The 26,266-nt window shown below is 60.6% G+C and carries 30 protein-coding genes and 1 other RNA gene; 23 read left to right on the forward strand and 8 right to left on the reverse strand.

Annotated features, from left to right (window positions below):
* Window positions 1–226 precede the first annotated feature (226 nt).
* The 9 genes from ompA (ABWV89_RS01990) (at window position 227) to ABWV89_RS02030 (ending at window position 6,814) form a co-directional block, all read left to right on the forward strand.
* A complete protein-coding gene (gene ompA, locus ABWV89_RS01990; RefSeq protein WP_353393694.1) occupies window positions 227–856 on the forward strand; it encodes an outer membrane protein OmpA in 630 nt (209 codons plus the stop codon).
* A 411-nt stretch (window positions 857–1,267) separates the two neighbouring features.
* A complete protein-coding gene (gene ompA, locus ABWV89_RS01995) occupies window positions 1,268–1,906 on the forward strand; it encodes an outer membrane protein OmpA (RefSeq protein WP_353393696.1) in 639 nt (212 codons plus the stop codon).
* 115 nt (window positions 1,907–2,021) lie between these two features.
* A complete protein-coding gene (ubiG, locus tag ABWV89_RS02000) occupies window positions 2,022–2,735 on the forward strand; it encodes a bifunctional 2-polyprenyl-6-hydroxyphenol methylase/3-demethylubiquinol 3-O-methyltransferase UbiG (protein WP_353395134.1) in 714 nt (237 codons plus the stop codon).
* Between the two features lie 12 nt (window positions 2,736–2,747).
* Window positions 2,748–3,410 (forward strand): HAD-IA family hydrolase, encoded by a 663-nt coding sequence (locus tag ABWV89_RS02005; protein WP_353393698.1) that lies wholly within the window; start codon window positions 2,748–2,750, stop codon window positions 3,408–3,410.
* 13 nt (window positions 3,411–3,423) lie between these two features.
* Window positions 3,424–3,801: a transfer-messenger RNA gene (gene ssrA, locus ABWV89_RS02010) on the forward strand.
* A 416-nt stretch (window positions 3,802–4,217) separates the two neighbouring features.
* The gene (locus ABWV89_RS02015; protein WP_353393700.1) at window positions 4,218–5,414 is read left to right on the forward strand and encodes an MFS transporter; all 1,197 of its coding nucleotides are present in this window, start codon (window positions 4,218–4,220) and stop codon (window positions 5,412–5,414) included.
* 195 nt (window positions 5,415–5,609) lie between these two features.
* Entirely contained in the window at window positions 5,610–5,786 is a 177-nt protein-coding gene (locus ABWV89_RS02020; RefSeq protein ID WP_353393702.1) for a DUF1328 family protein, read from the forward strand.
* Between the two features lie 96 nt (window positions 5,787–5,882).
* A complete protein-coding gene (locus ABWV89_RS02025) occupies window positions 5,883–6,212 on the forward strand; it encodes a BON domain-containing protein (RefSeq protein WP_353393704.1) in 330 nt (109 codons plus the stop codon).
* A gap of 191 nt (window positions 6,213–6,403) precedes the next feature.
* Window positions 6,404–6,814: a response regulator transcription factor gene (locus tag ABWV89_RS02030; protein ID WP_353393706.1), complete on the forward strand. Its 411-nt coding sequence runs from the start codon at window positions 6,404–6,406 to the stop codon at window positions 6,812–6,814.
* A gap of 53 nt (window positions 6,815–6,867) precedes the next feature.
* Here ABWV89_RS02030 and ABWV89_RS02035 read toward each other — a convergent pair whose 3' ends face one another.
* A complete protein-coding gene (locus tag ABWV89_RS02035) occupies window positions 6,868–7,500 on the reverse strand; it encodes a response regulator (protein WP_353393708.1) in 633 nt (210 codons plus the stop codon).
* Between the two features lie 46 nt (window positions 7,501–7,546).
* On the opposite strand from ABWV89_RS02035, the gene ABWV89_RS02040 reads away from it, so the two are divergent.
* The 7 genes from ABWV89_RS02040 to ABWV89_RS02070 all read left to right on the forward strand — a co-directional run bounded on the left by ABWV89_RS02040 (window position 7,547) and on the right by ABWV89_RS02070 (window position 11,730).
* Window positions 7,547–8,935, forward strand: a complete 1,389-nt coding sequence (locus ABWV89_RS02040; RefSeq protein WP_353393709.1) for a CHASE3 domain-containing protein — start codon at window positions 7,547–7,549, stop codon at window positions 8,933–8,935.
* A 138-nt stretch (window positions 8,936–9,073) separates the two neighbouring features.
* Window positions 9,074–9,235 (forward strand): DUF1328 domain-containing protein, encoded by a 162-nt coding sequence (locus tag ABWV89_RS02045; protein ID WP_353393711.1) that lies wholly within the window; start codon window positions 9,074–9,076, stop codon window positions 9,233–9,235.
* 110 nt (window positions 9,236–9,345) lie between these two features.
* Window positions 9,346–9,741: a hypothetical protein gene (locus ABWV89_RS02050; RefSeq protein ID WP_353393713.1), complete on the forward strand. Its 396-nt coding sequence runs from the start codon at window positions 9,346–9,348 to the stop codon at window positions 9,739–9,741.
* Window positions 9,742–9,823: 82 nt separating this feature from the next.
* Window positions 9,824–10,219, forward strand: coding sequence for a hypothetical protein (locus ABWV89_RS02055; RefSeq protein WP_353393714.1), 396 nt, complete (start codon window positions 9,824–9,826; stop codon window positions 10,217–10,219).
* Window positions 10,216–10,746, forward strand: coding sequence for a hypothetical protein (locus ABWV89_RS02060; protein WP_353393715.1), 531 nt, complete (start codon window positions 10,216–10,218; stop codon window positions 10,744–10,746). Before ABWV89_RS02055 ends, ABWV89_RS02060 begins: the two co-directional genes overlap by 4 nt.
* 2 nt (window positions 10,747–10,748) lie before the next feature.
* A complete protein-coding gene (locus ABWV89_RS02065; RefSeq protein ID WP_353393717.1) occupies window positions 10,749–10,907 on the forward strand; it encodes a hypothetical protein in 159 nt (52 codons plus the stop codon).
* A gap of 88 nt (window positions 10,908–10,995) precedes the next feature.
* The gene (locus ABWV89_RS02070) at window positions 10,996–11,730 is read left to right on the forward strand and encodes a 16S rRNA pseudouridine(516) synthase (protein ID WP_353395135.1); all 735 of its coding nucleotides are present in this window, start codon (window positions 10,996–10,998) and stop codon (window positions 11,728–11,730) included.
* Between the two features lie 43 nt (window positions 11,731–11,773).
* Here ABWV89_RS02070 and ABWV89_RS02075 read toward each other — a convergent pair whose 3' ends face one another.
* From ABWV89_RS02075 to ABWV89_RS02085, 3 genes are all read right to left on the reverse strand, one after another.
* Window positions 11,774–12,508 carry a DUF2726 domain-containing protein gene (locus ABWV89_RS02075; RefSeq protein WP_353393719.1) on the reverse strand — a complete coding sequence of 245 codons (735 nt, stop codon included), beginning with the start codon at window positions 12,506–12,508 and terminating at the stop codon, window positions 11,774–11,776.
* A gap of 214 nt (window positions 12,509–12,722) precedes the next feature.
* A complete protein-coding gene (locus ABWV89_RS02080) occupies window positions 12,723–14,123 on the reverse strand; it encodes a M48 family metalloprotease (RefSeq protein WP_353393721.1) in 1,401 nt (466 codons plus the stop codon).
* 67 nt (window positions 14,124–14,190) lie between these two features.
* Window positions 14,191–15,009, reverse strand: a complete 819-nt coding sequence (locus ABWV89_RS02085) for an alpha/beta fold hydrolase (protein WP_353393723.1) — start codon at window positions 15,007–15,009, stop codon at window positions 14,191–14,193.
* A 72-nt stretch (window positions 15,010–15,081) separates the two neighbouring features.
* Between ABWV89_RS02085 and ABWV89_RS02090 the strand changes: the two genes are divergently transcribed.
* From ABWV89_RS02090 to ntrC, 6 genes are all read left to right on the forward strand, one after another.
* Window positions 15,082–16,065: an EI24 domain-containing protein gene (locus tag ABWV89_RS02090; protein ID WP_353393725.1), complete on the forward strand. Its 984-nt coding sequence runs from the start codon at window positions 15,082–15,084 to the stop codon at window positions 16,063–16,065.
* On the forward strand, window positions 16,062–16,928 hold the full coding sequence (locus tag ABWV89_RS02095; RefSeq protein ID WP_353393727.1) for a competence/damage-inducible protein A: 867 nt from the start codon (window positions 16,062–16,064) through the stop codon (window positions 16,926–16,928). Before ABWV89_RS02090 ends, ABWV89_RS02095 begins: the two co-directional genes overlap by 4 nt.
* Before the next feature lie 216 nt (window positions 16,929–17,144).
* The gene (gene glnA, locus ABWV89_RS02100) at window positions 17,145–18,560 is read left to right on the forward strand and encodes a type I glutamate--ammonia ligase (protein ID WP_353393729.1); all 1,416 of its coding nucleotides are present in this window, start codon (window positions 17,145–17,147) and stop codon (window positions 18,558–18,560) included.
* Between the two features lie 209 nt (window positions 18,561–18,769).
* Window positions 18,770–19,273 carry a hypothetical protein gene (locus tag ABWV89_RS02105; protein WP_353393731.1) on the forward strand — a complete coding sequence of 168 codons (504 nt, stop codon included), beginning with the start codon at window positions 18,770–18,772 and terminating at the stop codon, window positions 19,271–19,273.
* Between the two features lie 161 nt (window positions 19,274–19,434).
* A complete protein-coding gene (gene glnL, locus ABWV89_RS02110) occupies window positions 19,435–20,502 on the forward strand; it encodes a nitrogen regulation protein NR(II) (RefSeq protein ID WP_353393733.1) in 1,068 nt (355 codons plus the stop codon).
* Between the two features lie 48 nt (window positions 20,503–20,550).
* Window positions 20,551–22,125, forward strand: coding sequence for a nitrogen regulation protein NR(I) (gene ntrC / locus ABWV89_RS02115; protein ID WP_353393735.1), 1,575 nt, complete (start codon window positions 20,551–20,553; stop codon window positions 22,123–22,125).
* A gap of 24 nt (window positions 22,126–22,149) precedes the next feature.
* Here ntrC and xth read toward each other — a convergent pair whose 3' ends face one another.
* From xth to ABWV89_RS02135, 4 genes are read right to left on the reverse strand one after another with little or no spacing between them, the layout of a single operon-like run.
* Window positions 22,150–22,920 carry an exodeoxyribonuclease III gene (gene xth / locus ABWV89_RS02120; protein ID WP_353393737.1) on the reverse strand — a complete coding sequence of 257 codons (771 nt, stop codon included), beginning with the start codon at window positions 22,918–22,920 and terminating at the stop codon, window positions 22,150–22,152.
* 14 nt (window positions 22,921–22,934) lie between these two features.
* Window positions 22,935–23,438: a dihydrofolate reductase gene (locus tag ABWV89_RS02125; RefSeq protein WP_353393739.1), complete on the reverse strand. Its 504-nt coding sequence runs from the start codon at window positions 23,436–23,438 to the stop codon at window positions 22,935–22,937.
* A gap of 33 nt (window positions 23,439–23,471) precedes the next feature.
* Complete coding sequence (locus ABWV89_RS02130; RefSeq protein ID WP_353393741.1) at window positions 23,472–24,680, reverse strand: tetratricopeptide repeat protein; 1,209 nt, start codon at window positions 24,678–24,680, stop codon at window positions 23,472–23,474.
* On the reverse strand, window positions 24,677–25,525 hold the full coding sequence (locus tag ABWV89_RS02135) for a thymidylate synthase (protein WP_353393743.1): 849 nt from the start codon (window positions 25,523–25,525) through the stop codon (window positions 24,677–24,679). The genes ABWV89_RS02130 and ABWV89_RS02135 overlap by 4 nt, the downstream gene beginning before the upstream one ends.
* Before the next feature lie 111 nt (window positions 25,526–25,636).
* On the opposite strand from ABWV89_RS02135, the gene ABWV89_RS02140 reads away from it, so the two are divergent.
* Window positions 25,637–26,257, forward strand: a complete 621-nt coding sequence (locus ABWV89_RS02140) for a glutathione S-transferase family protein (RefSeq protein ID WP_353393745.1) — start codon at window positions 25,637–25,639, stop codon at window positions 26,255–26,257.
* The last annotated feature ends 9 nt before the right edge of the window (window positions 26,258–26,266 follow it).

Raw genomic sequence — 26,266 nt, forward strand, 5'->3', positions numbered from 1 at the left:
ATTTTAGTCTGTTGTTCGAGGTCCATATCCCGGCGAGCTCCTGATGGAAGACGGTCGGCAATCGCAAGGGTTAACCCGCACTTTTAGTAAGGGTGATGACAATTTGCGACATTCAAAAGTTCAAATCCTTGTGGCACAATGTTTGTAACGTTATTGGGGCGAGGGTCGCTTCAAACGTCTGTTTGGTTGGTATTTAGGCCGTTTTCGGCTGTCCAAGAGGAAATCCATGAAGAATCTCAACAAAGTGGCAATGCTGGTGGCAGCTGCGGCCATGGCAACTGCAGCAAGCGCACAGTCCGTCGACAACTGGCGCAACGGTACTTCCGAGTTGGTGTGGAAGAACGGCACCAGCGAATTGTGCTGGCGCAACAGCGCTTGGACGCCTGCTACGGCCGCTGCCGACTGCGATGGCGCCATTGCTCCCGCTGCTCCTGCCGCTGCTCCTGCAGCAGCCCCCGCTGCCGCTGCCCCTGCCGCTGCGCCCGCTGAAGCCGCACCCACCAAGGTGACCTACGCAGCCGACGCATTCTTCGATTTCGACAAGTCCGTGGTCAAGCCTGCTGGCAAGGCCCGCTTGGACGATCTGGTTTCCAAGGTTGCCGACATCGAGCTGGAAGTGGTGATCGCTGTGGGTCACACCGACTCCATCGGTTCCGCCAAGTACAACCAGGCACTGTCGGTTCGTCGTGCAGAAGCTGTGAAGGCTTACCTGGTGAGCAAGGGCATCGATGCAGCCCGCGTGTACACCGAAGGCAAGGGTCTGACCCAGCCTGTGGCTGACAACAAGACGCGTGCTGGCCGTGCCAAGAACCGTCGCGTTGAAGTCGAAGTCGTGGGCACCCGCGCTGCTCAGTGAGTCCGGCCTTCAGGCAAAGAAACCGCGCTTCGGCGCGGTTTTTTTTCGCCTGGAGGGAAGGTGTGTATCAAATAGACCACGAGTGCTGGCCGCCAGAGGGGTCGAGATGACGTGGTCCTGGTTCAGTTGGGCGTGCTGGAAAGCCCCAGAGATTGGCGCGAATCAGTCTGTTGAGGCAATTGGATGCTTTTGAAGCTTCTGGTATCGATTTGAGTGGGACAGACCGAACCATTTGACGTCAAATTGGGCGGTTGTCCTACATCAGCGCACGGCGGATGCCGATTCCGCCGTGTTCGGTGCCTCAATAGACTGAAGTCATTCGAGGTGCAGAGGTTGGAGGCTCAACCTGATGCCATCGAGTCAATCAGCAACCGCTCCCAGGAGGGAGTTCTTCGAGAGGAAAAGACCACCATGAAAAAAAGCAAACTGAGCAAGATCGCCCTTACCGTGGCCTTCACGACGCTGGCCGGTGCCGCCAGCGCCCAGGCGGTAGACAACTGGACCAATGGCACTTCGGAGCTGATCTGGAAAAACGGGGCAGGCGATCTATGCTGGAGGAACAGCTTCTGGACCCCGGCGACAGCTGCGGCAGACTGTGATGGCGCTTTGAAAGCGGCGGAGCCGGCACCTGCGCCAGCGGCGGCTGCACCGGCACCTGCACCGGCACCGGCGCCCGCACCAGCTCCAGCGGCCAAGACCATGAATTTCTCGGCCGAGACGTATTTCGATTTTGACAAGTCGGTCCTCAAGCCAGCGGGCAAGGCAGCACTCGATAGCTTGGTCTCCGATCTGGGCAAGGTGGACGTGGAGACCATCATTGCCGTGGGGCACACCGATGCCATTGGTTCAAACGACTACAACCAGGCCCTGTCCATTCGCCGTGTCGAATCGGTCAAGGCTTATCTGGTGAGCAAGGGCGTGCCAGCCGACCAGATCGTGACGGAAGGGCGCGGTGAGAGCGAGCCGGTCGCTTCCAACAAGACGCGAGAGGGCAGGGCAAAGAACCGGCGCGTGGAAATCGAGGTGGTGGGCACCGCCAAGCCGATGTAAACATCGCCTCGTGGGCTGATACAGCCCGCCCGGGAGCGCCATGGCCTGCTATTGGTCATGGCGTTTTTCTTTGTCCGGACCCAGCGGACAGGAGGCGGGCGATAATGCTCGGATGATGGAATCGAAAGTCAACGCTGATCCGGCCGAACTGGCCAAATTTTCGGACCTGGCTCACCGTTGGTGGGACCCGGAGAGCGAGTTCAAGCCGCTGCATCAGATCAACCCCTTGCGCCTGGACTGGATTGATGCCCAAGCGTCTCTGGCTGGCAAGAAGGTTCTCGATATCGGCTGCGGGGGTGGCATTCTTTCCGACTCCATGGCGCGAAAGGGAGCGGAAGTGACAGGCATTGATCTGGCGACCAAGGCGTTGCGCGTGGCGCAACTTCACGCCATGGAAGCCCGGACGCCAAACATCACGTTCCGGGAAATCAGCGCCGAGGCCATGGCCGACGAGGCGCCAGCCAGTTTCGATGTGGTGACCTGTATGGAAATGCTGGAGCATGTGCCAGACCCGGCATCCATCGTCTCGGCCTGTGCCCGGCTGGTCAAACCTGGTGGCTGGGTGTTTTTCTCCACCATCAATCGAAACGCCAAGGCGTTTCTGTTGGCCATTGTGGGGGCTGAATACGTGTTGCAGATGTTGCCGAAAGGCACGCATGAGTACGCCAAACTGATTCGCCCGGCGGAGTTGGCAGGTTTTTGCCGTCAGGCTGATCTTGAGCTGCAGCAGACCCGGGGTATGGAGCACAATCCGCTGACCGGGCGCTACTGGCTCAGCGGAGACACCAGCGTGAACTACCTGATCTCTACCCGCAAACCGGCCGGGTAAGTTGGCGCGACCATGTTCAGGTTTGCCGCTGTGCTTTTCGATCTGGATGGGACACTGATCGACAGTGCTCCTGATCTCGCAGCTGCCGCCGAACGAATGCGGTTGCGGCGAGGTTTGCCGCCCATGTCACTGGAGCGCTATCGCCCTTGGGCGGGGGCGGGTGCCCGAGGCATGCTGCGTGTCGGATTTGAGCTTTCCCCGGAAGACGAAGGCTTCTTGGCTCTGCGCGAGGAGTTCTTTGAGGAGTACCAGCAAGGGCTTCTTGATCAGACCAGTCCATTTGACGGGGTGCCGGACCTGATCGCGCAACTGGTGTCAGCGGGTATTCCGTGGGGCGTGGTCACGAACAAGGCCGAGAGGTTCACTCACCCTTTGCTGGCCGGCTTGCCCCTGTTCGCAACTGCAGGAGCGGTGGTGTGCGGTGATACGACGCCCCATCCCAAACCGCACCCGGAGCCTCTGTATGAAGCCGCCAGACGTGTGGGGGCATCCCCTGAGCGCTGTGTCTATGTCGGGGACGACGAACGTGACGTGGTGGCTGGCAATGCTGCCGGCATGACGACGCTGGTGGCGAACTACGGATATCTGGGGGCCCACAAGCATCCTCACGAGTGGGGGGGCGATGCCATCGCAGATTCTCCAGAGCAGGTCTTGAAATGGCTGCAATTGCCCTAAAATAGTCTTCACTGGGGCTGCATTGGTTTCGACGTGGGTTCGGGCACGCAGCAGGGCATGTCGAGGTTCTGTCACCTCGTTAAACCGCAGAAAAAAAACTAACTGCAAACGACGAACGTTTCGCACTCGCCGCTTAATCCGGTGAGCCTTGCAACAGCACGCTGGTAGGCTGGGCAAGGGCGGCCGCAAGGCCGTCCCGGCTGCAAGGTAATTTTTATCAGCTGGCTTCGTATCGGGTACCTTGATGCGGGGCGAGATTCAAGGGTACTGGCTGGTGGTGTAGCGTGTCGCTGCGCGACATCACGGGTGAGACTCAATTCAGACGACTAAACATGTAGAACTGCGCGAAGAAGGCTTGCGGACGGGGGTTCAAATCCCCCCAGCTCCACCACTACACCATCCAAAGGCTGTCAAGGAAGTATCCTTGACAGCCTTTTTTCCTGACGCGTCTTCGCTGATGGAGAGCTCAGCGATCAGTTACCCTTTTGCCGACAGCAACATTTGCATTGCTTTTGCTGCGGCTGGCACTTTTGTGGGTCAATGGACGTCGCCTGGAGCGCACCTCCGGGCAGAGTCGTGCTGAGACAATGCCGATGCGGAAGCTGATGTTCGAGATCAAGTTCTTTGACTTTGAGCACCTGTCACCATGGCGTTGACGATTTACGAAGGGGTGTGTGGCTTGGTTGATGGTCAGCTCTCAGGCGTCCGAGTCGTCCGCTCGCCCCCGAGGACGTTGGCGACCATGGGCAGTGCTTGTGCACGACCGGATGTCACTCTGGACACCGCAGATTCACAAGGGAGTTGAACATGTCAGGGCATATGAATCGATTGCGCGTGCTGCCCAAGAGCATATGGGTGCTGGGCTTTGTCAGCATGCTCATGGATATCTCTTCCGAGATGATCCACAGCCTTCTTCCACTGTTCATGGTGGCTGTGCTGGGAACCAGCGCCACCGTGGTCGGCATCATTGAAGGATTGGCGGAGGCCACAGCACTGATCGTCAAGGTTTTCTCCGGTGTGCTCAGTGACATGCTTGGGCGTCGAAAATGGTTGGCTGTGGCTGGTTACGGGTTGGGCGCACTGACCAAGCCACTGTTCGCTGTTGCGGGAACCGCTGGCGTGGTTCTTTCGGCCCGGCTGATCGACAGGGTGGGCAAGGGCATTCGCGGCGCCCCACGAGATGCGTTGGTGGCGGACGTCACGCCGCCGGCGATGCGAGGAGCTGCCTACGGACTTCGGCAGTCTCTGGACACGGTGGGTGCGTTTGCGGGGCCGCTGCTGGCTGTGGTGCTGATGCTATTGACAGCGGATGACTTCAGGGCAGTGTTCTGGGTGGCGGTGGTGCCGGGCTTTCTGGCGGTTGCGCTGCTGATCTGGGGTGTTCGCGAGCCTGCCGCAAGGCCTGAGAAGCCAAGAGAGTTCCCACTTCGCTGGCGTTCGCTCAAGCGCCTTGGCGCACCCTTCTGGCAGGTGGTGATCATTGGCGCCGTGTTTTCATTGGCGCGCTTCAGTGAGGCGTTTCTGGTCCTGCGAGCGGAGCAGCTCGGGCTGGGTCTGGCCTGGGCACCGGTGGTGATGGTGGTGATGAATGTGACCTTCGCCCTGAGCGCTTATCCATCTGGCGCAATGTCCGACCGGATGGACCGCCGCTACCTGCTGGCAGCCGGATGTGCGGTGCTTGTGGTGGCCGATGTGGTGCTGGCCGTTGCAGGGCATTGGACTTGGGTGGTCGTCGGCGTGGCGCTCTGGGGCCTTCACATGGGCTTGACGCAAGGGCTGCTGGCCGCTTGGGTCGCCGACGTGGCGCCGAGCGAACTGCGTGGCACCGCATTCGGGACGTTCAACCTTGCCTGCGGACTTGCATTGCTGGTCAGCAGCATCGCTGCCGGTGTTGCCTGGGACGTGCTGGGATCAGCCTGGACGTTCTGGCTTGGCGCCTGCCTGGCTGGCTTGAGTATTGCTGTTTCGCTGAGCATCAGAGGAAACACAGGCACAGCGAGCTGAAGCCGCGAAGTTGCGTCGCGTCTGCAGAGTGCGCGGCCTGAACTTGCCCAGCGGTCGCTGTCCTTTGCGGATCGAGGCCTTGTCCTACAGGCTGTTGTGGTCCCGGCCGATGCGACGGGGCCCCTTCCATTTCTACAGTTGAGTCATGGCCAGACGGTATGTCGGGCCACAAACCAACTCAGAAAGGAGTCAGCCATGCTGAAGTGGGCATTGATATTTGCGGTGGTTTCGCTGGTGGCCGGGATTCTGGGCTTTGGCGGCGTTGCCGCCGGCGCTGCCGGTATCGCCAAGTTCTTGTTCGTACTTTTCCTGATCGCGTTCCTGGTGGTTATCACGCTTGCCATTCTTGGTGTTGGCGCCCTCAAGCAATGACGCAGAAAGGCCGTATGCCTTCCGGCGAGGAACCGCGCTTTCACCGCTGAGCTTCCCCTTTACCGTCCCCTTTTTCACATTCCAAGGAGAGAAATCATGTTGACCATGTTGAATACCCGTAGGTCTCTTGTGGCTCTGGCCGCTGCCCTGGCTGCGGTGACTGTGTTGCCGGCCTGCTCCGTGACCCGTGGCCAGTCAACGGTGGGCGAGTACATCGACGACACGACGATCACGGCCAAGATTCGAGCTGCTTTTGTCGAGAGCGAGCGAGTGGACGCCAGTTCCATCAAGGTCGAGACGCTGGATGGAGAGGTGTTGCTCAGCGGCTTTGCCAAGAGTGAGGCGGAAAAGACTGCAGCCGAGATGATTGCACGGAACACGGCGGGCGTGCGGCTGGTGAACAATGGGCTGGTGGTTCGTTCGTAAGCCGCCTGGTCGAAGCCGGCCAGACCCAAGGATGAAAGCCCAAGCGCGCGGGCCACTGGTCATGATGGCCAGCCCCGGGCGTGTAGGAATCATCTGACATACAAAATGTTGGCGAGGGTGTGTAATGTCGAGGAAGGGGCGGAGGGCATAACCGTGATGGCCAGGTAACCCGCCCCTATGTTGCTATGCAAATGAACTCCGCATCCTCACCTCATTCTGTTTCGGCAGGCGTGCTGCACTGCTTCATCGTAGAAGACAGTCCTGTGATTTGCTCCAACCTCGTCGAGACACTGCATGAATTGGTGGAGCTCGACCTGTTAGGGACGGCTGAAAGCGAGGAAGAAGCTGTGACGTGGCTCTTGAAAGCACCTTCGACTTGCAACCTCATGATCATCGACGTCTTTCTCAAGTCAGGGACCGGGATCGAAGTGCTGCGTCAGGCCAGGCAGAAACTGCCCAAGGCTGCCTTGGTGGTGCTGACGAACTATGCAACGGCAGACATGCGCAAGCGATGCCTGAAGATGGGAGCCGATCGGGTGTTCGACAAATCGGCAGAGCTTGAAGAGCTTCTCGAGTATTGCGAAGAGGTTGCCCACGCGTGAGGTGACCTGCGGTGTCGCTGCGTGTCTTGTTTGCCTTGCTTCCGCCCTGTGGGCTATTGAATCAGCCCGTTCTTGAGAGCGTAGTAGGTGAGATCGCTGTTTGAGGCGAGCTTCATTTTTTCCATCACCCGAGTGCGGTAGGTACTGACTGTTTTGACGCTCAGACTCATGCTGTCTGCAATGTTGCCGACCGTCTCGCCCTTGGCGAGCCTGAGAAAGACCTGGAACTCACGGTCCGAAAGCTCTTCGTGTGGTTGCTTGTTCGCGTCGCCACCCAGCGTATCTGCCAGCAACTCGGCAACCGCCGGCGTGATGTACTTTCGGCCCCGGTGGACGGTCTGTATCGCGGTGATGATGTCTTCAGGATCGCATTCCTTGTTCAGGTATCCACTAGCTCCTTGCTTGAGCAAGGTCGTGGCGTAATGGGCCTCCGGAAATCCGCTCAGGATGAGGACGGGAAGATCGGGCTCTCGGGCCTTGATGGCTGCAAGCGCATCAACGCCGCTTTGATCTGGCATGGACAAGTCCATGATCAGGACATCCACTTCACCTTGTCGCACCAGATCGAGGGCTTCTTTCCCGTTGCCGGCTTCGCCGGTCACCCGAAGGTCAACCTGGTCAGACAGGAATTGCTTGAGGCCAGTGCGAACAATGGCGTGGTCGTCGACGATTCCAATCCGGATCATGTTGGGTTCGCTCCATGCGTTTCGTAGTTGCTGCATAGTCTAGGGCATGACACGTCTGAAATTTCTCTTCTCCAATGCATCCCGCATTCGTGCTGTGGCCTATCCACTGGCGGTCGTGGCGGCATTGCTGCTGGTTGGCGTGAGCGAATTGGCGTATCAGCAAGCGCGTGGACACCTGGCTGAGCAGGTGGACAAGGGTCGTGCTCGCCTGGAGCTGATTCGCTTGCTGCGTGTGGTCTCGGATGCCGAGAGTGGAAAGCGTGGCTACTTGCTGGTAGGTGGCCAGGATTACCTTGATCCATACCACCAGGCACATGCTCGTGCGCTCGAACAACTGAAGCTGCTCAACGATGCCTACACCGCGCTGGGTGATGAAGAGGCGCTGGCGCGCATGGCGACCATCGGGCAGGTAGTTGAGGCCAAATTTGCCGAAATGGAAGAGGTGATGGCGCGATCAGATGCCGGCAACAGGGAGTTCGCGCTGGACCTGGTGCGCTCTGGCATTGGCCGGGAAATGATGGAGGAGCTGCAGGCTGAGGTCGATGCCTTGATGGCTGACCAGACGGGCAAGATCGGTGTCGGGGTAGGGCAGGTGTTCGAGACTTTGAGTCTCAGCCGGATCGGTGTGGCCTCTTTGACATTTCTGAGTCTGCTGGTGTTGATCATGTTCATGCGGCAGGCGGGCGCCATGCAAGACCAGCGAGCGGCGCAACAGCTGGCGCTGGCACGTGAGCGGGATGCGCTGGAGGAGGCCGTGCATGCGCGGACCCAGGACCTGCGGGAACTGGCGCAACACATGCAGACAGTGCGCGAGGATGAGCGCGCCGCCCTGGCCAGGGAGCTGCACGACGAACTCGGTGCGCTCTTGACAGCGGCCAAGCTGGATGTGGCGCGGATCAAGCCGAAGATGAAACACGCTTTGCCAGACATGTTGCCGCGCCTGACGCACCTGACGGAAACCCTGAACTCAGGCATTGCCCTCAAACGCCGGATCATTGAGGATCTCAGGCCGTCGACGCTCAGCAGTCTTGGCCTGGTGCCGGCGCTGGAGATCTTGTGCGGAGAGTTCGGCAATGGTGCAGGCATTTCGATGAATGTGGAACTGGACGACATCAAGGCAGAAGCCTCGATTGAGCTGACGCTGTTCAGGGTGGTGCAGGAAGCGCTGACGAACGTGGGCAAGTATGCGAGGGCTTCGCGGGTGGACGTGACACTGCGCAAGGAGGAGGGGAAGGCTGTTCTGTGTGTGCAGGACAATGGTGTGGGCTTCAACCCTAAGGCCGAACATGCAGGACATCACGGCCTGCGTGGCATGCGCTTCCGGGTCGAAGCTGTGAACGGGATGCTCACGGTCATGTCTCGCGCTGGAGAAGGCGCCCGCATTTGCGCGGAAGTGCCGTTGCCGGCTGCAACAGTCTCAGCAGTTGCCGGGTAGGTCGGCTCCTACATCGCAACGGATCAATCGCCGACAGGTGTTTGCGGCATCGGCTGCTGCGGGCGCTGATCTTGCCGCCATACAGTGAACTCATGGCCAGGCGCTTTCTGCCCGGTCTCCATTCAAAAGGAGTTCACCATGTTGCACTACGCAGTCGTTTTCTTCGTCATCGCCCTGATTGCTGCTGTATTCGGCTTTGGCGGCATTGCTGCTGGCGCAGCCGGGATCGCGAAGCTGCTCTTCCTTGTCTTCGTCGTGATGGCCATTGCCACGTTTCTTCTTGGCCTGGGCAAACGCTAGAACGCGTCCGCTTCCGAGCAACTCGTCGGGAATCGCTCGCCGCTGGTGATTCCGGATCAGGTCACTGGTCAGCACCGATATTCACAGTTTCATATCCAGGAGAGATACACATGAACGCCACTTCAAAAGCCATTCACAGCACGTTCGAATCTGTAGAGAAGGCGGCCGATCAAACGGCCACCGCGACTGAAGGTTTGATTGAGTCAACCCGTGTCATCGCCAACGGCGCTCTGGATAAAGCAGAGGCCTCTGTCAAAAAATTGCACAAGGCGGCGCCCCGCAAGCTTGGGTCTGCCGCGACCCAGGTGGATGAATTTGCGCAGAGGCGCTTGGCCCAGGCCAAGGCTGTACAGGTGAAGGTCAGGGAAACCGCCAACGACTACACGGAGAAGGCTGCCAGCAAAGTTCGCGAGAAACCACTGCAGTCAGTGCTGATGGCTGCAGCTGCAGGCGCCACGGTGGCGACGCTCGTGACGATGGCCAAGAAGCGCAAACTGGCGAGCTGAGTGCTTGTTCGAAGTCTCGCTGATCGCAACGTTGCGCCCAGGCCTGCAGGCATGGCCTGGGCGCTCCCGGGAAGTTCAAACCATGATGAAGACGCTTGTACACCTCGCCTTGCGAAGACCAGAACTGGTGTCTGAGCATGCTCAGGCGTATGCGTGTCTGGTGCAAACTGAAGCCCAGGCGGCTGCCAGAGAGCTGCAGACAAGATGGGCGTGGTTTTCGGTTTGTGTGGCTGGTGGTGTTGTCGCCGCGATTCTGGCTGGGGTTTCGGCCATGTTGTGGGTCGTGGCCAGCGAGAGCGAACCAGCCTTGGTCGGCCATTGGGTCTTCTGGATCGCGCCAGTGGTGCCAGCGGTGCTTTCAGCTTTGGCAGGGTGGAAATTTGCCCGGTGTGCAGTCAGTGTGGATTTCCCTTTGACGCGTGAGCAGTTGGCACTGGATGCGCGCTGGCTGGACAACGGCAAGGAGTCTCTCTCATGAGTGCGCAAGACTCATCATTCGTGACGCCCGCACAATCCGCTGCACTGCGCCTTTCGGCCACGCGGCGGATGATGCAGAGAGCGGTTTGCAATGCATCCCCAGTTCAGGAGCACAGACGGTATGCGGGCCATGGCGGGGCAGCTGACACGTCCACGCGTGAAGTGCCAGCAGGTTGGAATCAGCTAGCAGACATGGCGATCTGGCAGCCCTTGCTGGAGCCGGCTGTCTCGGTCATTCGACGGCACCCGCTTGGCAGCCTCGGTGCGGCGGCCGGGTTTGGTGCTGCGCTGATCATGACCAAGCCTTGGCGTTGGACGTTTTTGCAAAAGCATCTAGACGATCTGCCCGATCAAATCGGCTCGTGGGCCTCCGTGCAACTGGCGGACCCTGAGCTTCGGGGCTCGCTGCTGGCATGGCTGGGCATTCAAGATCATGGGGTTGACGCGGCCAACGAGGGCGAGACCGGGGCGGGCAGGGATGGCACTGCCGATTTTTCCACGCAGTACCACGCGCAGAAAGGTATGTGAGCATGTTCGATGAAGATGAGTCATCCCTTCCAATCAACTCCGACGCCCTGAGCACGACCGACGCTCAGCGCTGGTTCTACGGCGGAACACCTCCAGCGCAGGCTGCGCGATGGGCCTACCCGTTTTGTGATGGCGAAGATGCAGCTGCCACAGTGACGTAGGCATCCAGGCTTCAAGCCATTGGCGAGCACCCGAGCCCTAGCAGGCACAATGTGAGCTTGTTGAACAAGGCTATGTGGCAGGTTGAGTGTGAGGCTTGAAGAGATACTGTATTCGCAGGGATTTGGAACGCGGCGCGTCTGCCTGGGTCTGATCCAGCAGGGGCACGTAAGGGTTGGAGCGGAAGACCGCCTGGCCCAGGACCCAGACGAAGACCTGGAGACGGACGGGCTGGTGTTCAGGGTTCAGGATGAGCTGTGGGCTTTCCAGCCGCTGGCCTATCTCATGCTGAACAAGCCTGCAGGATACGAGTGCTCACAGAAGCCGTCTGTGCACCCGAGCGTGTATACCCTTTTGCCACCGCCTTTGAGGCAGCGGCCTGGCGGGGCGTCTGCCGGAGTCCAGACCGTCGGCAGGCTTGATCAGGACACCACAGGCCTCCTGCTGCTTTCTGACGATGGCAAGTTCATACATCGCATGAGTTCGCCCAAGCACCATGTGCCCAAGGTCTACCAGGCGACCGTGCGTGACGCGATGGACGAACAGCAACGTCGACGTTTGCTCGAAGGGGTGGTGCTGCGCGACGACCCCAAACCTGTCAAGGCGGTGGCTTGTGAGATCACAGGGCCGCATACGCTGAGCTTGACCCTTACCGAAGGCAAGTACCACCAAGTCAAACGAATGCTGGCCGCTGTGGGGAACCTGGTCACGGGTTTGCACCGCAGCCAGACGGGCAGTCTGCACTTGCCTGACGAGCTGTCCAGAGGGGAGTGGCGGTGGTTGACACAGGAAGAGGTGGCTTCTCTCACCGCACGGCAAACCTGATCAGGCGGCGCTTTGGGGCAGTCTGCCACCGGTACTGATGCCGTCAGAGCAAATCGCCCTTGCGGCTGTCCAGTGGCATGAGAAAGGAGTTCTCCCCCCACTGTGAATGGAGGTCTCCCCGTGGATCGACAGTGCTGTTAGGCCATGAGGACAGGCCGCCAAAGTCGGTGTTGCCGCGATTGCGGCGGCGACGGTCGATGGCACTGCGCAGGTTGGCCTGTGCATCGTGGAGTGCTCGCTGCTCTTCTTCGTTCTGGCGGATAGTCTGCGCCTCGCGACTTTCCCCAAGGAACTCTGCGCGGATCTCGGCAACTGGCGGAAGATCATCCGGCCGGACGATCCAGTAGGGGTACCCGCATTGCGTGAGCAAGCCATATTTGAGACGCCGCACTTGCGGGCGGATGCCGGCCTTGGGAGGCACATCAATGCAACCGACGACCCGGCCGTCGGTGTGGCAGATGGTAAAGGTGCAGTAGACGCTCGCCAGCAACTGGTACCAGTTTTTGCCTTCCTCGGGGTCCCGGGGCAGGGTGAAACGAGTGACCGGCAGCTTGATCATCACGTGGTGATCGTAGAAGGTACGGGAGAGCCAGTGCCAGGTACGGACTTCATCGCTGTTGAGCAGGGCGCGAGACATCAGCGGCCAGTGCTTCGGGAGCCTGCGCTTCTGCCGCTCCTGCCGGACTTTCCACCAACGGTGCACCATGCCACCCAGGACAATCAGGGCAGGCACGAGCAAGAGGAGCAGCCAGAGAGGGATAGGAAGAGGCTCAGTCATTGGAGAGCGAAGGCACCGCTTATGTGTCAAATTGTAGAGTCGCATGTGCCGCCTCAGCGACGGTCTGCGGAAATGCGTACTCTATTTGTGACTTATTTGGCGGTAGTGCAGATTCGAGATGTGGTATTTCGTACTCAAAACAACCCTCGAGTCTAGTACTTTCTGATTGCGCCTCGCTGACGCCGCTTCTTCGCTCCAGTCGCTGAACGCAAATTCAGCGCACGTAGCCCCAGGCTCTCAACCTGGACACGGCGTACTGAGCTGCTTTGCCTTCACGGTTGCCCTCCAGGTAGCTTGCATAGTGCTGGGCCGCCTTTTCCTTTTCGCCCATGCCTTCGAGGGACACGCCTTTGAGAAACAGGACGCCAGCGTTGCCTGGAAGAAGTCTGTCGAACTGGTCGAGGCTGGCAAAGGCATTGCCGGGGTCTTTCATCTGCAGGGCCAGTACGCCGGCCAGTTTGTGGGCCTGGGCCTCTTGTGGGTACAGGGCCTGGGCCTGTCTGGCCACGCTGCGTGCCTGGCCGGGTTGTCCCATGGCCTGGAGGCACTGGGCCATTCGAACATGGGCGGCGTAGTCGCGTGGACCACTCTTCATGGCGCTTTGGAGAGCTGTGTGTGCTTGAGGCAAGGCTTCGCGCGCCATGGCGCTCTCGCCTTCCTGGCAAAGTTTGATGACGCTTCGCTGGGCGCGGAGGCTGCTGGTGGAGTCCATGAACCTCTCCCGCTGGGGGGAGGCGCCCAGACTTGCGGCGTAACTGGTTTTCGCCGCCACGGCGGCAGCGTCGCGTCGCTCGCGGCTCATGGGGTGGGAGGAGAACATGGTGGCCAACATGCCCGGCTCCTGCTTTTCCTGGTCGACCAGAAGCTGGTGCAGCTCTGTCATGCCGTTGGCTGGGTAGCCGGCCTTGACCATATAGGACTGCCCCAGCGCATCGGCTTCACGCTCGTTGTCCCGGGAGTAGCTGGCCAGCAAGGCGCTGGCCCCCACCTGTGAGCCGAGCCCGACAAGACCACTCCATTTGCTGCCACTGGCGGCGACGTTCAGACCAGCTACCGCCACCTGTGTCACCATGGCCGAGCCCTGCCGCTGCGCCGCATGGCGTGCATTCACGTGGCCCATCTCATGGCCGAGCAATGCCGCCAGCTCGGCCTCGTCCTTCAGCTCGACCAGGATGCCCCGGGTCACACCCATGGCTCCGCCCGGGAAGGTGTACGCGTTGACGTGATTGGCGTTGAGCACGCGGTAGGAGTAGGGCATGTCCGGGCGGTGCGTCAGTCCTTGCATCTGACGGCCCACTTGCTGAACATAATCATTGCTGGGTGCATCCTGCACGGCGCCTAGATCTTGCGAGAACTGATGCGGTGACACCTTCGCGTCGATCGCGCGTTCCTGCTCTTCACTCATGCCGACCAGAATCGACTCGCCGGACACGGGCGACTGGGCGCAGCCTTGCAACACTGCCAGGGCAGGCGCTGCCGATGCGGCACCCAGCAGCCACAGGCTGCTGCGACGCGATACCCGGTTGTGTCGCAACTCCTCTGCCAGGCGACCAAACTCGCCGGCGTTTGTACGTGGGACATCGACGGCCATCACGGAGGGCTTTGTGTTGGTCATGTGTGTTTCTCCTGCAGTCGCTTGGTAGTGCGTGGTTTCTCCTGGGCCAGGGGTGGCGACGGCGACGTCATCCGCGGCCCAGAAATCTGACAATCTCATTCACGGTGGCTTCTGGCTGGTCTTTGTGGGGGCTGTGGCGACATTGGGACAGCGTCACCAACCTGGCACCAGGCACGGCCATATTGAGAGCCGTCAATTGATCCATTGTTCCGTACTCGTCTTCTGTGCCTTGAAGTCCGAGCACTGGCACGGAAATGGCACGACAGGTTTCCCGAATGTCGAAGGACCGGAACACTTCACTGAGCCAAACATCATTCCACTGCCAGAACGCGCAATCGACGTCATCGTGGTAGCGCGACAGCCTTGATCGCAGCGATCGTTCATCCGCTGCATTGTCCTCGTAGGCCTTCCTCGCGTCAGCAATGGCTTCAATGGCGACAGGCTCGACGAACAGGTGCGGCGCCATGACCACGCAAGCCTGAACTTCGCATCTGGATGCATGCAGCAGGGCAATGGTGGCGCCGTCGGAATGACCGACAAGCACGGGGCGAGAGATGCCCAGTGACTGGAGAACCCTGGGGAGCACCTCCCATGCTTCGATATGCATGTAATCGGCCGGGTGCCGGCCGCACCCCCACAGCCCGTTGCGCTGGTGCCGGCCCCGGACATCGGGAATCGGGTCCGATCGACCATAGCCCCGGCGCGAATAGACCCACCCTGACCGGCCGGTCGCCTGACAAACAGCCTTGGGCCAGTCTGTATCGCGGGTTTGCCACAAATCGACGCTGCCTAGCCCTTCATGAAGGAAGACAAGCGGTGCGTCCTGCGTGCTGCCGGGGATGTGACGAACCTCCAGTCTGACGCCTTCAATCGAGATGTGCTGCATGCCGACATGTTAGCGCTCGCACCATTTCCCAGGGACACGTCCCGGCAACGGTTTCCATGTATTCTTGATGGCATGAAGATGATGCTTGATGCCTTCTGGCGCGCGGTGGCCTACTGCATTCACCCCCGCGTGATCGGGCTCTCCCTCGTGCCATTGGCGGTCATGGTGGTGGCCGCGTTTGTGTTCGGCTATTTTTTCTGGGACGGAGCGGTGGCCTCACTGGCCACGTGGATCGAATCCAGGGAGTGGATCCAGTCCGCCTTGTCCTGGTTCGGGGTCACTGAAGCCAGTTCCATGCACGCCGCAGTTGCCAAACTCTTGCTGCTCGTGCTGGTATCCCCCCTGGTTGTGATGGCCAGCTTGTTGCTGGTGGCCATGTTCATGACGCCTGCCATGGTGGATCTGGTGGGTGAGCGCCGCTTTGCAGAGCTGGAGAAGAAGCGCGGAGGGTCGTTTTTTGTCAGCGTCGTCTGGTCGGTTGCTTCGACGGCGATGGCCATGCTGGCGCTGCTTCTGTCCGCTCCCTTGTGGTTGATTCCACCCCTGATTCTGGTCTTGCCCCCCCTGATCTGGGGTTGGCTGACCTACCGCGTATTTGCGTTTGACGCCCTGGCCACGCACGCCAGCCAGGAAGAACGCAAGGCCATCATGCACAAGTACCGCAGTACGCTGTTGCTCATGGGTATCCTCAGCGGTTTTCTGGGCGCTGCTCCAAGCCTTCTTTGGGCCTCCGGCCTGACGTTTGTGGCGCTGGCGTTTGTGATGGTTCCGCTGGCCATCTGGGTCTACACCATGGTGTTTGCGCTGGCCTCACTGTGGTTTGCCCATTTCTGTCTGGATGCGCTGCACCGCAAGCGCCTGGAGGCGGGTGCATTGCCTGTCGCCCCGCCCGACATGCCAGTCGCAGAATCGGTGCCCGCAAAGGCGGCGGCCAGTGCACCGCTGATGGAAGCGTCTTCGGCGCCGCCGTCGAAGCCGGAAGAGCCGACCGTTCCGGCTGCGCTGGAGGATGGGCGTTCGTCTGCAAATGACAAGGGCGAAGGCGACAAGCCATGAACGAAGTGAACCAAGCGACAAGCCACCACTGGAAGCCAGCCGGCATCGGCCTGATCGTGGTGGGTGACGAGATCCTGTCGGGCAAACGCCAGGACAAGCACATGCCCAAGGTCATTGAGCTGTTGCAGACGCGGGGCATGAGCCTTGACTGGTCCCGGTGCATTGGCGACGACCCTGCGCGCCTGGTGGCTGCACTGGCTGATGCCTTTGCCTCTGCCGATCTGGTGTTTTGCTGCGGTGGTATTGGCGCCACGCCTGACGACCACACCCGGCAGAGTGCGGCTGCCGCGCTGGGTGTTGATCTGGTGCTCCACCCTGAAGCAAAGGCGCTGATCGAGCAGCGGATGAGGGACATGGCGGCAGAGAAAGGCGAGGTCTACGACCCGAACCGTCCGGACAACGTACACCGGTTCAACATGGGCGTGTTCCCGGCGGGCGCAGCCATCATTGCCAACCCGTACAACCGGATTCCGGGGTTTACCGCGCAGTCTCCCAGTGGCGCCACCATTCACTTTGTGCCGGGTTTCCCGGTGATGGCCTGGCCCATGATCGAAAGCGTCCTGGACAACCAGTACGGGTATTTGCACACGACCGGGCAATGGAGCGAACGGTCGGTGATCGTGCTGGGCGCCATTGAGGCACAGCTCACACCGCTGATGCAACGCATGGAGCAGGGATTTGGTGTTCGGGTTTTCAGCCTGCCCAGCGTCGATCACCCTGAGTTCGGACGACATATTGAGCTGGGTGTGAAGGGGAGTCCTGCTCTGGTGGACCAAGCCTTTGCAGCCATGCGAGACGCCCTGAAGGAAGATGGCGTGCCATTGGGCCCCGAATTGGTGCGCGGAGAGGCTGCACCGAAATAGTGCACTTCGGTGTGATGCATTATATTGGTGCGTCGCGCCGTGTGTCCCAACGACGCCCGTCAGCCTCGAAGGCTTGTCGCGTCAGGCGACTCGGCGATAATGTGCGCGCCGAAGGCAGAAAGAGGGAACCCGATGGGGCCTTGTCAACGTGGCATGAAACCTGCTCTACCTCGGTGTTATCACGTTTTTCACCTATCCAGAAAACAGGAGCATTTGATGGCCAAGACCGTCGCTGACGTAATGAACCTGGTGAAGGAAAACGAAGTCCGTTTTGTGGACTTCCGCTTCACCGATACCCGTGGCAAAGAGCAGCACGTGACCGTGCCGGTTTCTCACTTCGATGAGGACAAGTTCGAGTCTGGCCACGCATTTGACGGCTCTTCTGTCGCAGGCTGGAAAGGCATTGAAGCATCTGACATGCTGCTCATGCCCGATCCTTCTTCCGCCAACATCGACCCATTCTTCGAAGAAACCACGCTGTTCCTGCAGTGTGATGTGATCGAGCCAGGCGATGGCAAGTCTTACGACCGCGACCCACGCTCCATCGCCAAGCGCGCTGAAGCCTACCTGAAGGCTTCCGGTCTGGGCGACACCGCTTACTTCGGCCCCGAGCCAGAGTTCTTCTTGTTCGATGGCGTTCGCTGGAGCACATCCATGGGCAAGATGAGCTTCGAACTCGAAGAGTACGAGGCTTCCTGGAGCACCGATGCCAAGCTCGAAGGCGGCAACCGCGGCCACCGTCCAACCGTCAAGGGCGGCTACTTCCCAGTGCCTCCCGTTGACAGCAACCAGGACATCCGCGCTGAAATGGTGCTGATCCTGGAAGCCCTGGGTATCCCAGTGGAAGTGTTCCACCACGAAGTGGCTGGCGCTGGCCAGAACGAAATCGGTACCAGGTTCTCCACCCTGACCGAGCGCGCCGACTGGACGCAGGTCCTGAAGTACGTGGTGTGGAACGTGGCCAATGCCTATGGCAAAACCGCGACCTTCATGCCCAAGCCTCTGGCTGGCGACAACGGTTCCGGCATGCACGTTCACCAGTCCGTCTGGAAAGACGGCAAGAACCTGTTCGCAGGCGACGGCTATGCTGGTCTGAGCGACTTCGCTCTGCACTACATCGGCGGCATCATCAAGCACGCCCGTGCCCTGAACGCCATCACCAACCCCACCACCAACTCCTACAAGCGTCTGGTGCCTGGCTTCGAAGCTCCGGTCAAGCTGGCCTACTCCAGCCGCAACCGTTCTGCTTCCATCCGTATTCCTTACGTGGCCAACCCCAAGGGTCGTCGTATCGAAGCTCGCTTCCCAGATCCAATGGCCAACCCATACCTGGCGTTCTCCGCCATGCTCATGGCCGGTCTGGACGGTGTCGAGAACAAGATCGATCCGGGCGAAGCAGCGACCAAGGACCTGTACCACCTGCCGCCGGAAGAGGACGCACTGATCCCGACCGTCTGCCACAGCCTGGATCAGGCTCTGGAGTGTCTGGACCAGGACCGCGCCTTCCTGACCAAGGGTGGCGTGTTCACCGACACCATGCTCGACGCCTACATCGAGCTGAAGATGCAGGAAGTGACCCGCTTCCGCCAGTCGCCACACCCGGTCGAGTACGACATGTACTACAGCCTGTGATGTGTTTGCTCCGGTTTCCCTCGGAGGCCGGGCAAAAGCTGGAAACGGTGCAAAAGGGGCGGTTCATACCGCCCCTTTTGTCTTGTCTGCGCCGCAATGACATGTTTCGGACTGTGCGCCCGGGCACTTGTGCACCGTTTTTGGGTCATACTTGGGAAGGCAGCAAGATCTGGGCTTGTTGCGGGACAACGAAACTTCTGGATTCGATAATGAAGCTCTCTACCTTGACATCAGGTTCGCTCGTTGGTTTGGCTCTGCTGGCGGGTGTTGGCTCTGCACATGCAGGCGACACGGTCTACCGTTGTGGAAACGAGTATCTCAACGACGCGCAGGAAGCCAAGCGTCGGGGGTGCAAGGTCATGGAAGGGGGCAACCTGACAGTGATCGAGGGTACGAGCCCGCGATCGTCCTCGTCTTCATCGAGCAGCTCCTCCTCCCGTCGCAGCCCCGCTTCGGCGCCGAAGGTGAGTTCTTCCGAACAGAAGAAACGCGATAGCGACGCCAAGGCGATTCTGGACAAGGAACTGGCCAGTGCACAGGAGCGACTGGAAAAGGCGAAGCAGGAATACGCCAATGGAGAGCCAGAGAAAGTCGGTCCCGAGCATCGCAATCACCAGATGTACCTCGATCGTGTTGAGCAGCTCAAGCAGAGAGTCGAGCGCGCTGAAAGCGATGTGTCCAGCATTCAGCGCGAGCTCGATCGCCTGAACTGATTCTTCAACCCAGGGAGGCTGGCTTTTGGCGGAGCTGCCGGCCAGCCGCACCTGTGCTTGCCCTTTTTATCTGACTGAACAGCGCTGCAAGGCTTTCAGCGCGGGTGTCTGCGCTGAGCTTGCGCTGGCGTTGCCGGTTCATATGCAATGGTGGTCTGACCATGCCAATCAATAAAGCCGCCGTGCGTTACAACGCTCTGGACATGCTGGCCACGCTGGTGGCCGTGGTGGATCTCGAGGGCATCGTCCGGTTTGCCAACGCCTCGCTCGAGGATCATCTGGGTGTTTCCAGGCGACAGATCACCGGTGCGCGTTTGCATGACTGTTTTGCCGAGCCACTGCAGCTCGAGAGTGCGCTTGCGGGTGCACAAGGCCAGGAGTATGCGGCGCTGCGGTATGACGCCTGGCTCAAACGCCCGTTGGGCGATGCCTTGCCCGTTCATGTGGTGGTGGCACCGGTAGACGGAAGCGACGAGCTGATCGTCGAACTGTTGCCGCTGGAGCAGCAGGCCCGCCAGGAGCGGGAGGAGCGTCTGGCCGATCAGGCGCAGGTCAACAAGGAGCTGGTGCGCAACCTGGCCCACGAAATCAAGAACCCGCTGGGTGGCATTCGCGGTGCAGCGCAGCTGCTGCAGATGGAGCTCGAGACCAAGGAGCTGATCGAATACACCCAGGTCATCATTCATGAGGCAGACCGCCTGCAGGCACTCGTCGACCGGCTGCTGGCGCCTCATCGACGGCCACACGTGGTCGGTGACGTCAACATTCATGAGGTATGCGAGCGCGTGCGGGCGCTCATCCTGGCCGAGTTTCCCAAGGGCCTGAAAGTGATCCGGGACTACGACACGTCCATTCCGGAGTTCAGGGGTGATCGCGAACAGCTGATTCAGGCCGTACTGAACATCACCCACAATGCCGCGCATGCATTGTCGGCTCAGGTGGCCGAGGGCAAGGGCGAAATCATCTTTCGCACGCGTGTTGGCCGCCAGCTCACTTTCAGCAAGCAGCGCTACAGGTTGGCATTGGAATTGCATGTCATCGATAACGGGCCCGGTGTGCCGGACTCGATCAAGGACCGGATCTTCTACCCCCTGGTTTCAGGCAGGGAAGGAGGCTCAGGTCTGGGGCTTACGTTGGCCCAGACGTTCGTGCAGCAGCACCACGGCCTGATCGAGTGTGACAGCGAGCCGGGAAGAACGGATTTCAAGATCCTGATCCCGTTGCCCTGACCTACACACGCCTCAAGACATACTGTCGCTGAAAGGGAATAGAAGCACATGAAGCCGATTTGGATCGTGGACGATGACCAGTCGATTCGTTTCGTGCTGGAGAAGGCACTCACACGTGAGGACTTCCCGGTCCGGAGCTTCACCAACCCTCGCGAAGTATTGGATGCACTTGAAGGTGCTGACGGCCAGGACGGGCCGCAGGTTCTTGTCAGCGATATCCGCATGCCCGGTGGCTCGGGTCTGGATTTGCTCGAGAAAGTCAAGGAAGCGCTGCCCGATTTGCCGGTCATCATCATGACGGCTTTCTCGGATCTTGATAGCGCGGTATCAGCGTTTCAGGGTGGGGCGTTCGAGTATTTGCCCAAACCATTTGACCTGCCCAAGGCGGTCGAGCTGATCCGTCGTGCGGTGGAAGAGAGCCAGCGCGAGGAAGTACTGGAAGAACGAATGTCTGTCACGCCCGAGATGCTGGGGCAGGCACCTGCGATGCAGGACGTTTTCCGTGCGATCGGGCGTTTGTCGCAGAGCAACGTGACGGTCCTCATCACGGGTGAGTCTGGCTCCGGCAAGGAGCTGGTGGCCAGAGCGCTTCACAAGCACTCGCCGCGAGCCAAAGGGCCTTTCGTGGCGATCAACACTGCGGCGATTCCCAAAGACCTGCTCGAGTCAGAGCTCTTCGGGCATGAGCGTGGCGCCTTTACCGGCGCCCAGGCCATGCGCCGGGGCCGCTTCGAGCAGGCGGAGGGCGGCACCCTGTTCCTCGACGAGATTGGCGACATGCCATTTGACTTGCAGACCCGCCTGTTGCGTGTCCTGTCTGACGGCAACTTCTACCGGGTGGGGGGGCACAGCGCTGTCCGCTCCGACGTGCGCGTGATCGCTGCCACCCACCAGAACCTGGAAGAGCGGGTCAAGCAGGGAGAATTCAGGGAAGACCTGTTTCACCGTCTGAACGTGATTCGCCTGCGTCTGCCTGCATTGCGTGAGCGGCTGGAGGATGTGCCGATGCTCACACGGAATTTCCTGCAGGCCAGTGCCAAGCAACTGGGCGTCGAGCCGAAGAGGATATCCGACGCTGCACTGGCTGCCCTGGGGCGCTTCAATTACCCCGGCAACGTCCGCCAGCTCGAGAACGTCTGCCATTGGCTCACCGTCATGGCGCCAGCCCAGGTGATCGAGGTCAAAGACCTGCCGCCAGAGGTTCTGGAGGGGCTGAAGGCCTCAGGCGGTGCCGCATCGGCTGCGACTGCGCCTGAGGCGACGGGCGCCACTGATTCGGTGGCTGCTGCCGAACCTGTCTCCAGGGTGGGTGCACCCTCCGGACTGGTGGGTGGCGATGTGATTGTTCACCCGCCTGCGACGGTGTCCGCTCAATCTGCCTCGACCGAGTCAGTGACCGGGACAGGGGCAGGCTGGGAAGCAGGGCTGCAGGCCGAAGCGCAGGCCTTGCTGGAAGAAGGGCGTCACGATGTGTGGGATGTCTTGACCCGCCGCGTTGAAACCCGGCTTATCGAGACGGCATTGGCCAACACCCGTGGCCGCCGTATAGAGGCCGCCAATCGGCTGGGAATCGGTCGCAACACCATCACGCGCAAGATTCAGGAGCTCGGGCTGGACGCCTGATCTGCTTCATTCTCCGCACAGTGCTCAGGCGCCCGAGAGGGTCAGCACCACCGGTGCATGATCGCTCGGGCGTTCGTTCTTGCGGGGCAGCTTGTCCACTGCACAGGCTTCGGCGCGGGTCTTGAGTGCATCGGTGATCAGGATGTGATCGATGCGCATGCCGTTGTTGCGGCGGAACGCAAAATTGCGATAGTCCCACCAGCTGTAGTTCTTCTCGGGCTGTGGAAAGAGGCGAACCGCATCGTGAAGGCCGAGGCCGATCAAAGCTTGCAGGTGTGTGCGCTCTTCCGTCGTGCAATGAATGGTCTCGCGCAGGCCCTCCGGGTCCCAGACGTCGAGGTCGTCAAAGGTGATGTTGTAGTCGCCCATGAGCACCAGCTGGGGGTGTGCGGTCATCTCCTGGCGCACCCATTCGCGCAGCGCTTCGAGCCAGCGCATTTTGTAGGCGAACTTGTCGGAGTCTGGCGCCTGCCCGTTGGGGAAGTAGGCGCCGATGACACGTACACCGTCGATGGTCGCGCACAGCACCCGCGACTGCTCGTCTTCAAATCCGGGGATGTTCTTGATGACGCCCTCGGCGGGGGTTTTGCTGATCAGCGCCACACCGTTATAGGTCTTCTGTCCGAACCACTGCGCCTGGTAGCCCGCTTCGGTGAAGGCATCCACCGGGAACTTGTCGTCGGTGAGCTTGAGTTCTTGGAGTGCCAGTACGTCTACCGGGTTGGCTGCCAGCCAGTCGATGACCTGCGGCAAACGAACGTTGAGTGAATTGATGTTCCAGGTGGCAAGTTGCATGGGGTGGTCGGGTTTCAGTGGCGGCGCTCGTAGGTGACGAAGGCGAACGGAAGCCCGTCGCCCGATGTGTGAGACTCGCGGGAGACGGCAGTCCATTCGCTCCCCAGCACGGGCGCGTGAGCGTCACCTTCAAAGTCGCGAGCAATTTCGGTAACGACGACGACGTCCGCCTGTGGCAATGCGAGAGCATAAATCTGTGCGCCGCCGATGACCCATGCTGTGTCGGCCTCGCCCGTTGCGGCAAGGGCGGAGGAAAAGTCGTTGGCCCGTACGGCCCCTTCTGCGGCCCAGTTGTTGTCCCGTGTGATCACGATGTTGGTGCGGCCGGGCAGGGGGCGAAAGCGGGGGGGCAGCGAGTCCCAGGTCTTGCGTCCCATGATGACCGGGCTGCCCAGTGTGGTGCGCTTGAAGTGGGCCAGATCTTCCGGCAGGTGCCAGGGCAACTGGTTGTCCTTGCCAATGACGCCATTGGCGGCACGGGCGTAAATCAGTCCAAGGCGGGGGCGGTGGGTCGTCATATTGGCTATTGTGCCTTGCGAGGTCAGGTGGCTTCAGAGCCAATCCAGGCGTTGGAGCCATGGTGCCAGGGCATGGGCCTGTTCGGCGGGCGATACGGCGAACTCATCCACACCAATGTGGTCGCGAATGTGGCCAGAGCGAGGAGGATTGGGCCAGGGCAAAGCACCGGCAGGCGCAAAGCACCGATCATGCACACACACCGAAGACCGGATCAGGGGCCAGACGCAATCGCGCAGGAAGATCTGGTCGATGTTGGGCGTCTCCATGGTGCCACTGTTGTAGCGTGCGAGCAGCTGGCGCACGGGTGGCAGTACGCCTGCCACGCCGCCCCACATGCCGGCCAGAACGAGATCGGTGTGGGTCCACCAGTCGCGCATGGCGTGGAAATGCCTGTCTCCTGCCAGCCATTCGTGAACGGCCATGGCTTCGCGCGAGGAAACCACGGAATCCGTGTCGCGCACCAGAAAGTAGCCCACTGTCGGATCATTGGCCACCTCAAAGCGCCAGCATAGGCGCTCGCGCAGCGAGTGCTGGCCCTGATGAACGATCACCGTCGCACCCAGCGCCTTCAGCTCGTCGAGAAAGGCCGCCGGCACACTGTTGTCCACATGGAAGCAGGCTTGCCAGCCCGGGTACACGCCGGGAATGGCCTGGGCGTTGCGCAAGGCGCCCCGCAGATAGCGTTTGCCGTCACCCCACAGGCTGAATGACACGACATTGGTCTTGCCGTCGATGGCATGCTGGCCTGCGTGCGGGCGCTTGGCTGGCAGGCTCCATTGCGAGATGCCAGCGGGCAATTGGCCGGCAACATGGGCGTCTTTTCGCTGCAACGCCTGTGTGCCGGCTGCTGAAGCTTCCTCCAGTCGCCCGAGACGGTACAGAGCCGCGCAAAGGGCGTCGTGTGCCAGGAAGTTGTCTGGCTGCGCGTTCAGGACTTCTTGCGAAAGCTGTGCTGCCTGGTCGTCCTGCTGCAGGCGACCGTGCAACACGGCAAGGTTGAGAGTGTTCTGGAGGTTGCTCGGATCGAGCTTGTGGGCATGCTGCAATGATGCGAGGGCAGACGGGTACTGCTGGCGCAGGAACATGTAGTAGCCCATCTGCTCATACAGGCGGGCCGAGGCCGGGGTGTTTTTCTTCACCAGTCCATTGATGTGCTGGACCAGGCTTTGCAGCGCCTGCGCCTGCTGCCCTTTCAGCCACAGCTGGTGGCTCGGGCTGTGCCAGGCCTCGGGCAGGCTCATACCGCGACGGGAGCTTTGATGGGCTCGTGGTGCTGGTAGTCCACCACTTCAAAGTCCTCGTAGGCGTAGTCGAAAATGGAATCCGGCTTGCGCTTGATGTTGAGGGTGGGGTAGGCGAAAGGCTTGCGTGTCAGCTGTAGCTCGACCTGCTCGTGGTGATTGCTGTAGATGTGGCAGTCACCGCCCGTCCAGATGAAGTCGCCCACGTCCAGGTCGCATTGCTGGGCCAGCATGTGGGTCAGCAGGGCGTAGCTCGCAATGTTGAACGGAACGCCCAGGAAGATGTCGGCGCTGCGCTGGTAGAGCTGGCAGCTGAGTTTGCCGCGCTCGCCGGGGGCCTGCGGTGGCGCCACATAGAACTGGAAGAATGCATGGCAGGGCATGAGCGCCATGTTGGGCAGGTCGGCCACGTTCCAGGCGCTGACGATGATGCGGCGGCTGTCCGGGTTGTTCTTGAGTTGGTCCACGACCTGCGAGATCTGGTCGATGTGGCCACCACCCGGTGTGGGCCAGCTGCGCCATTGCACGCCGTACACAGGGCCGAGGTCACCGTCTTCTCGTGCCCATTCGTCCCAGATGGTGCAGCCGCGTTCCTGTAGCCATTTCACGTTGCTGTCGCCACGGAGAAACCACAGCAATTCGATGATGATGGCCTTGAGGAACACCTTCTTGGTGGTGACCAGGGGGAAGCCCTCGCTCAGGTCGAAGCGCATCTGATGCCCGAACACGCTGCGCGTGCCGGTGCCCGTGCGATCCGTTTTCTCCACGCCGTTTTCGTAGACGTGGCGCATGAAGTCTTCGTATTGGGAGCGCACCGGGCGCTGGGGGGCTTGGCTTCCTGGCATGGGTCGATAGGGGGTACAGTTCGAAGGACCAACCCCCATTTTGCCCTAGCCCCGATCGGCGTGCTCTGCGCACCGCCATTCCCGCGATCGGCAACTTCTGAAGGAGTGACCATGCCGGCTTTGACCCTGTACACCAACCCCATGTCGCGCGGCACCATTGCCCACTGGATGATGGAAGAGGTGGCTGAACCATACGAAACCGTATGGCTGGATTTGGCGACCACAGCCAAGACGCCCGACTATTTGGCCATCAATCCCATGGGCAAAGTGCCGGCCTTGGTCTGCGATGGACAAGTGGTGACGGAGGCTGCCGCCATTTGCGCATTCATGGGGGACCGCTTCCCGGAAAAGGGGCTGGCGCCGGCTTTCGACGCACCTGGACGGGCGGCGTATGTGCGCTGGCTGTTCTTTGCCGCCGGGCCGCTTGAGCAAGCGATCACCGCCAAGGCCATGGGCTGGGAAGTGCCGCCCGGGCGAGAAGGCACGGTGGGGTTTGGCACCCATCAGCGCACGATCGATGCTTTGCAGACGGCTCTGGAGCCGGGGCCTTTTGTCTGCGGGGAGCAATTCACGGCGGCCGATGTGTATGTGGGCTCAGCGGTGTTGTGGGGCCTGCAGTTCGGCACCATCGAAAAGCGACCTGTGTTCGAAGCCTATGCCCAGAGGCTGAGCGCCAGGCCTGCCTACCAGCGTTATGCAGCCATCTGTGCGGATCGCCGTGCAGCCGGCTAAGGCTGAGTT

Origin of the sequence: Hydrogenophaga sp. 5NK40-0174, assembly GCF_040372165.1 — a bacterium.
GTDB lineage: Bacteria > Pseudomonadota > Gammaproteobacteria > Burkholderiales > Burkholderiaceae_C > Hydrogenophaga.

Excerpts from the sequence above, each read along its gene's own strand:
- ompA (WP_353393694.1), top strand. The coding sequence starts at position 227 with ATGAAGAATCTCAACAAAGTGGCAATGCTGGTGGCAGCTGCGGCCATG.
- ompA (WP_353393696.1), top strand. The coding sequence starts at position 1,268 with ATGAAAAAAAGCAAACTGAGCAAGATCGCCCTTACCGTGGCCTTCACG.
- ubiG (WP_353395134.1), top strand. The coding sequence starts at position 2,022 with ATGGAATCGAAAGTCAACGCTGATCCGGCCGAACTGGCCAAATTTTCG.
- ABWV89_RS02005 (WP_353393698.1), top strand. The coding sequence starts at position 2,748 with ATGTTCAGGTTTGCCGCTGTGCTTTTCGATCTGGATGGGACACTGATC.
- ABWV89_RS02015 (WP_353393700.1), top strand. The coding sequence starts at position 4,218 with ATGTCAGGGCATATGAATCGATTGCGCGTGCTGCCCAAGAGCATATGG.
- ABWV89_RS02020 (WP_353393702.1), top strand. The coding sequence starts at position 5,610 with ATGCTGAAGTGGGCATTGATATTTGCGGTGGTTTCGCTGGTGGCCGGG.
- ABWV89_RS02025 (WP_353393704.1), top strand. The coding sequence starts at position 5,883 with ATGTTGACCATGTTGAATACCCGTAGGTCTCTTGTGGCTCTGGCCGCT.
- ABWV89_RS02030 (WP_353393706.1), top strand. The coding sequence starts at position 6,404 with ATGAACTCCGCATCCTCACCTCATTCTGTTTCGGCAGGCGTGCTGCAC.
- ABWV89_RS02035 (WP_353393708.1), bottom strand. The coding sequence starts at position 7,500 with ATGATCCGGATTGGAATCGTCGACGACCACGCCATTGTTCGCACTGGC.
- ABWV89_RS02040 (WP_353393709.1), top strand. The coding sequence starts at position 7,547 with ATGACACGTCTGAAATTTCTCTTCTCCAATGCATCCCGCATTCGTGCT.
- ABWV89_RS02045 (WP_353393711.1), top strand. The coding sequence starts at position 9,074 with ATGTTGCACTACGCAGTCGTTTTCTTCGTCATCGCCCTGATTGCTGCT.
- ABWV89_RS02050 (WP_353393713.1), top strand. The coding sequence starts at position 9,346 with ATGAACGCCACTTCAAAAGCCATTCACAGCACGTTCGAATCTGTAGAG.
- ABWV89_RS02055 (WP_353393714.1), top strand. The coding sequence starts at position 9,824 with ATGATGAAGACGCTTGTACACCTCGCCTTGCGAAGACCAGAACTGGTG.
- ABWV89_RS02060 (WP_353393715.1), top strand. The coding sequence starts at position 10,216 with ATGAGTGCGCAAGACTCATCATTCGTGACGCCCGCACAATCCGCTGCA.
- ABWV89_RS02065 (WP_353393717.1), top strand. The coding sequence starts at position 10,749 with ATGTTCGATGAAGATGAGTCATCCCTTCCAATCAACTCCGACGCCCTG.
- ABWV89_RS02075 (WP_353393719.1), bottom strand. The coding sequence starts at position 12,508 with ATGACTGAGCCTCTTCCTATCCCTCTCTGGCTGCTCCTCTTGCTCGTG.
- ABWV89_RS02080 (WP_353393721.1), bottom strand. The coding sequence starts at position 14,123 with ATGACCAACACAAAGCCCTCCGTGATGGCCGTCGATGTCCCACGTACA.
- ABWV89_RS02085 (WP_353393723.1), bottom strand. The coding sequence starts at position 15,009 with ATGCAGCACATCTCGATTGAAGGCGTCAGACTGGAGGTTCGTCACATC.
- ABWV89_RS02090 (WP_353393725.1), top strand. The coding sequence starts at position 15,082 with ATGAAGATGATGCTTGATGCCTTCTGGCGCGCGGTGGCCTACTGCATT.
- ABWV89_RS02095 (WP_353393727.1), top strand. The coding sequence starts at position 16,062 with ATGAACGAAGTGAACCAAGCGACAAGCCACCACTGGAAGCCAGCCGGC.
- glnA (WP_353393729.1), top strand. The coding sequence starts at position 17,145 with ATGGCCAAGACCGTCGCTGACGTAATGAACCTGGTGAAGGAAAACGAA.
- ABWV89_RS02105 (WP_353393731.1), top strand. The coding sequence starts at position 18,770 with ATGAAGCTCTCTACCTTGACATCAGGTTCGCTCGTTGGTTTGGCTCTG.
- glnL (WP_353393733.1), top strand. The coding sequence starts at position 19,435 with ATGCCAATCAATAAAGCCGCCGTGCGTTACAACGCTCTGGACATGCTG.
- ntrC (WP_353393735.1), top strand. The coding sequence starts at position 20,551 with ATGAAGCCGATTTGGATCGTGGACGATGACCAGTCGATTCGTTTCGTG.
- xth (WP_353393737.1), bottom strand. The coding sequence starts at position 22,920 with ATGCAACTTGCCACCTGGAACATCAATTCACTCAACGTTCGTTTGCCG.
- ABWV89_RS02125 (WP_353393739.1), bottom strand. The coding sequence starts at position 23,438 with ATGACGACCCACCGCCCCCGCCTTGGACTGATTTACGCCCGTGCCGCC.
- ABWV89_RS02130 (WP_353393741.1), bottom strand. The coding sequence starts at position 24,680 with ATGAGCCTGCCCGAGGCCTGGCACAGCCCGAGCCACCAGCTGTGGCTG.
- ABWV89_RS02135 (WP_353393743.1), bottom strand. The coding sequence starts at position 25,525 with ATGCCAGGAAGCCAAGCCCCCCAGCGCCCGGTGCGCTCCCAATACGAA.
- ABWV89_RS02140 (WP_353393745.1), top strand. The coding sequence starts at position 25,637 with ATGCCGGCTTTGACCCTGTACACCAACCCCATGTCGCGCGGCACCATT.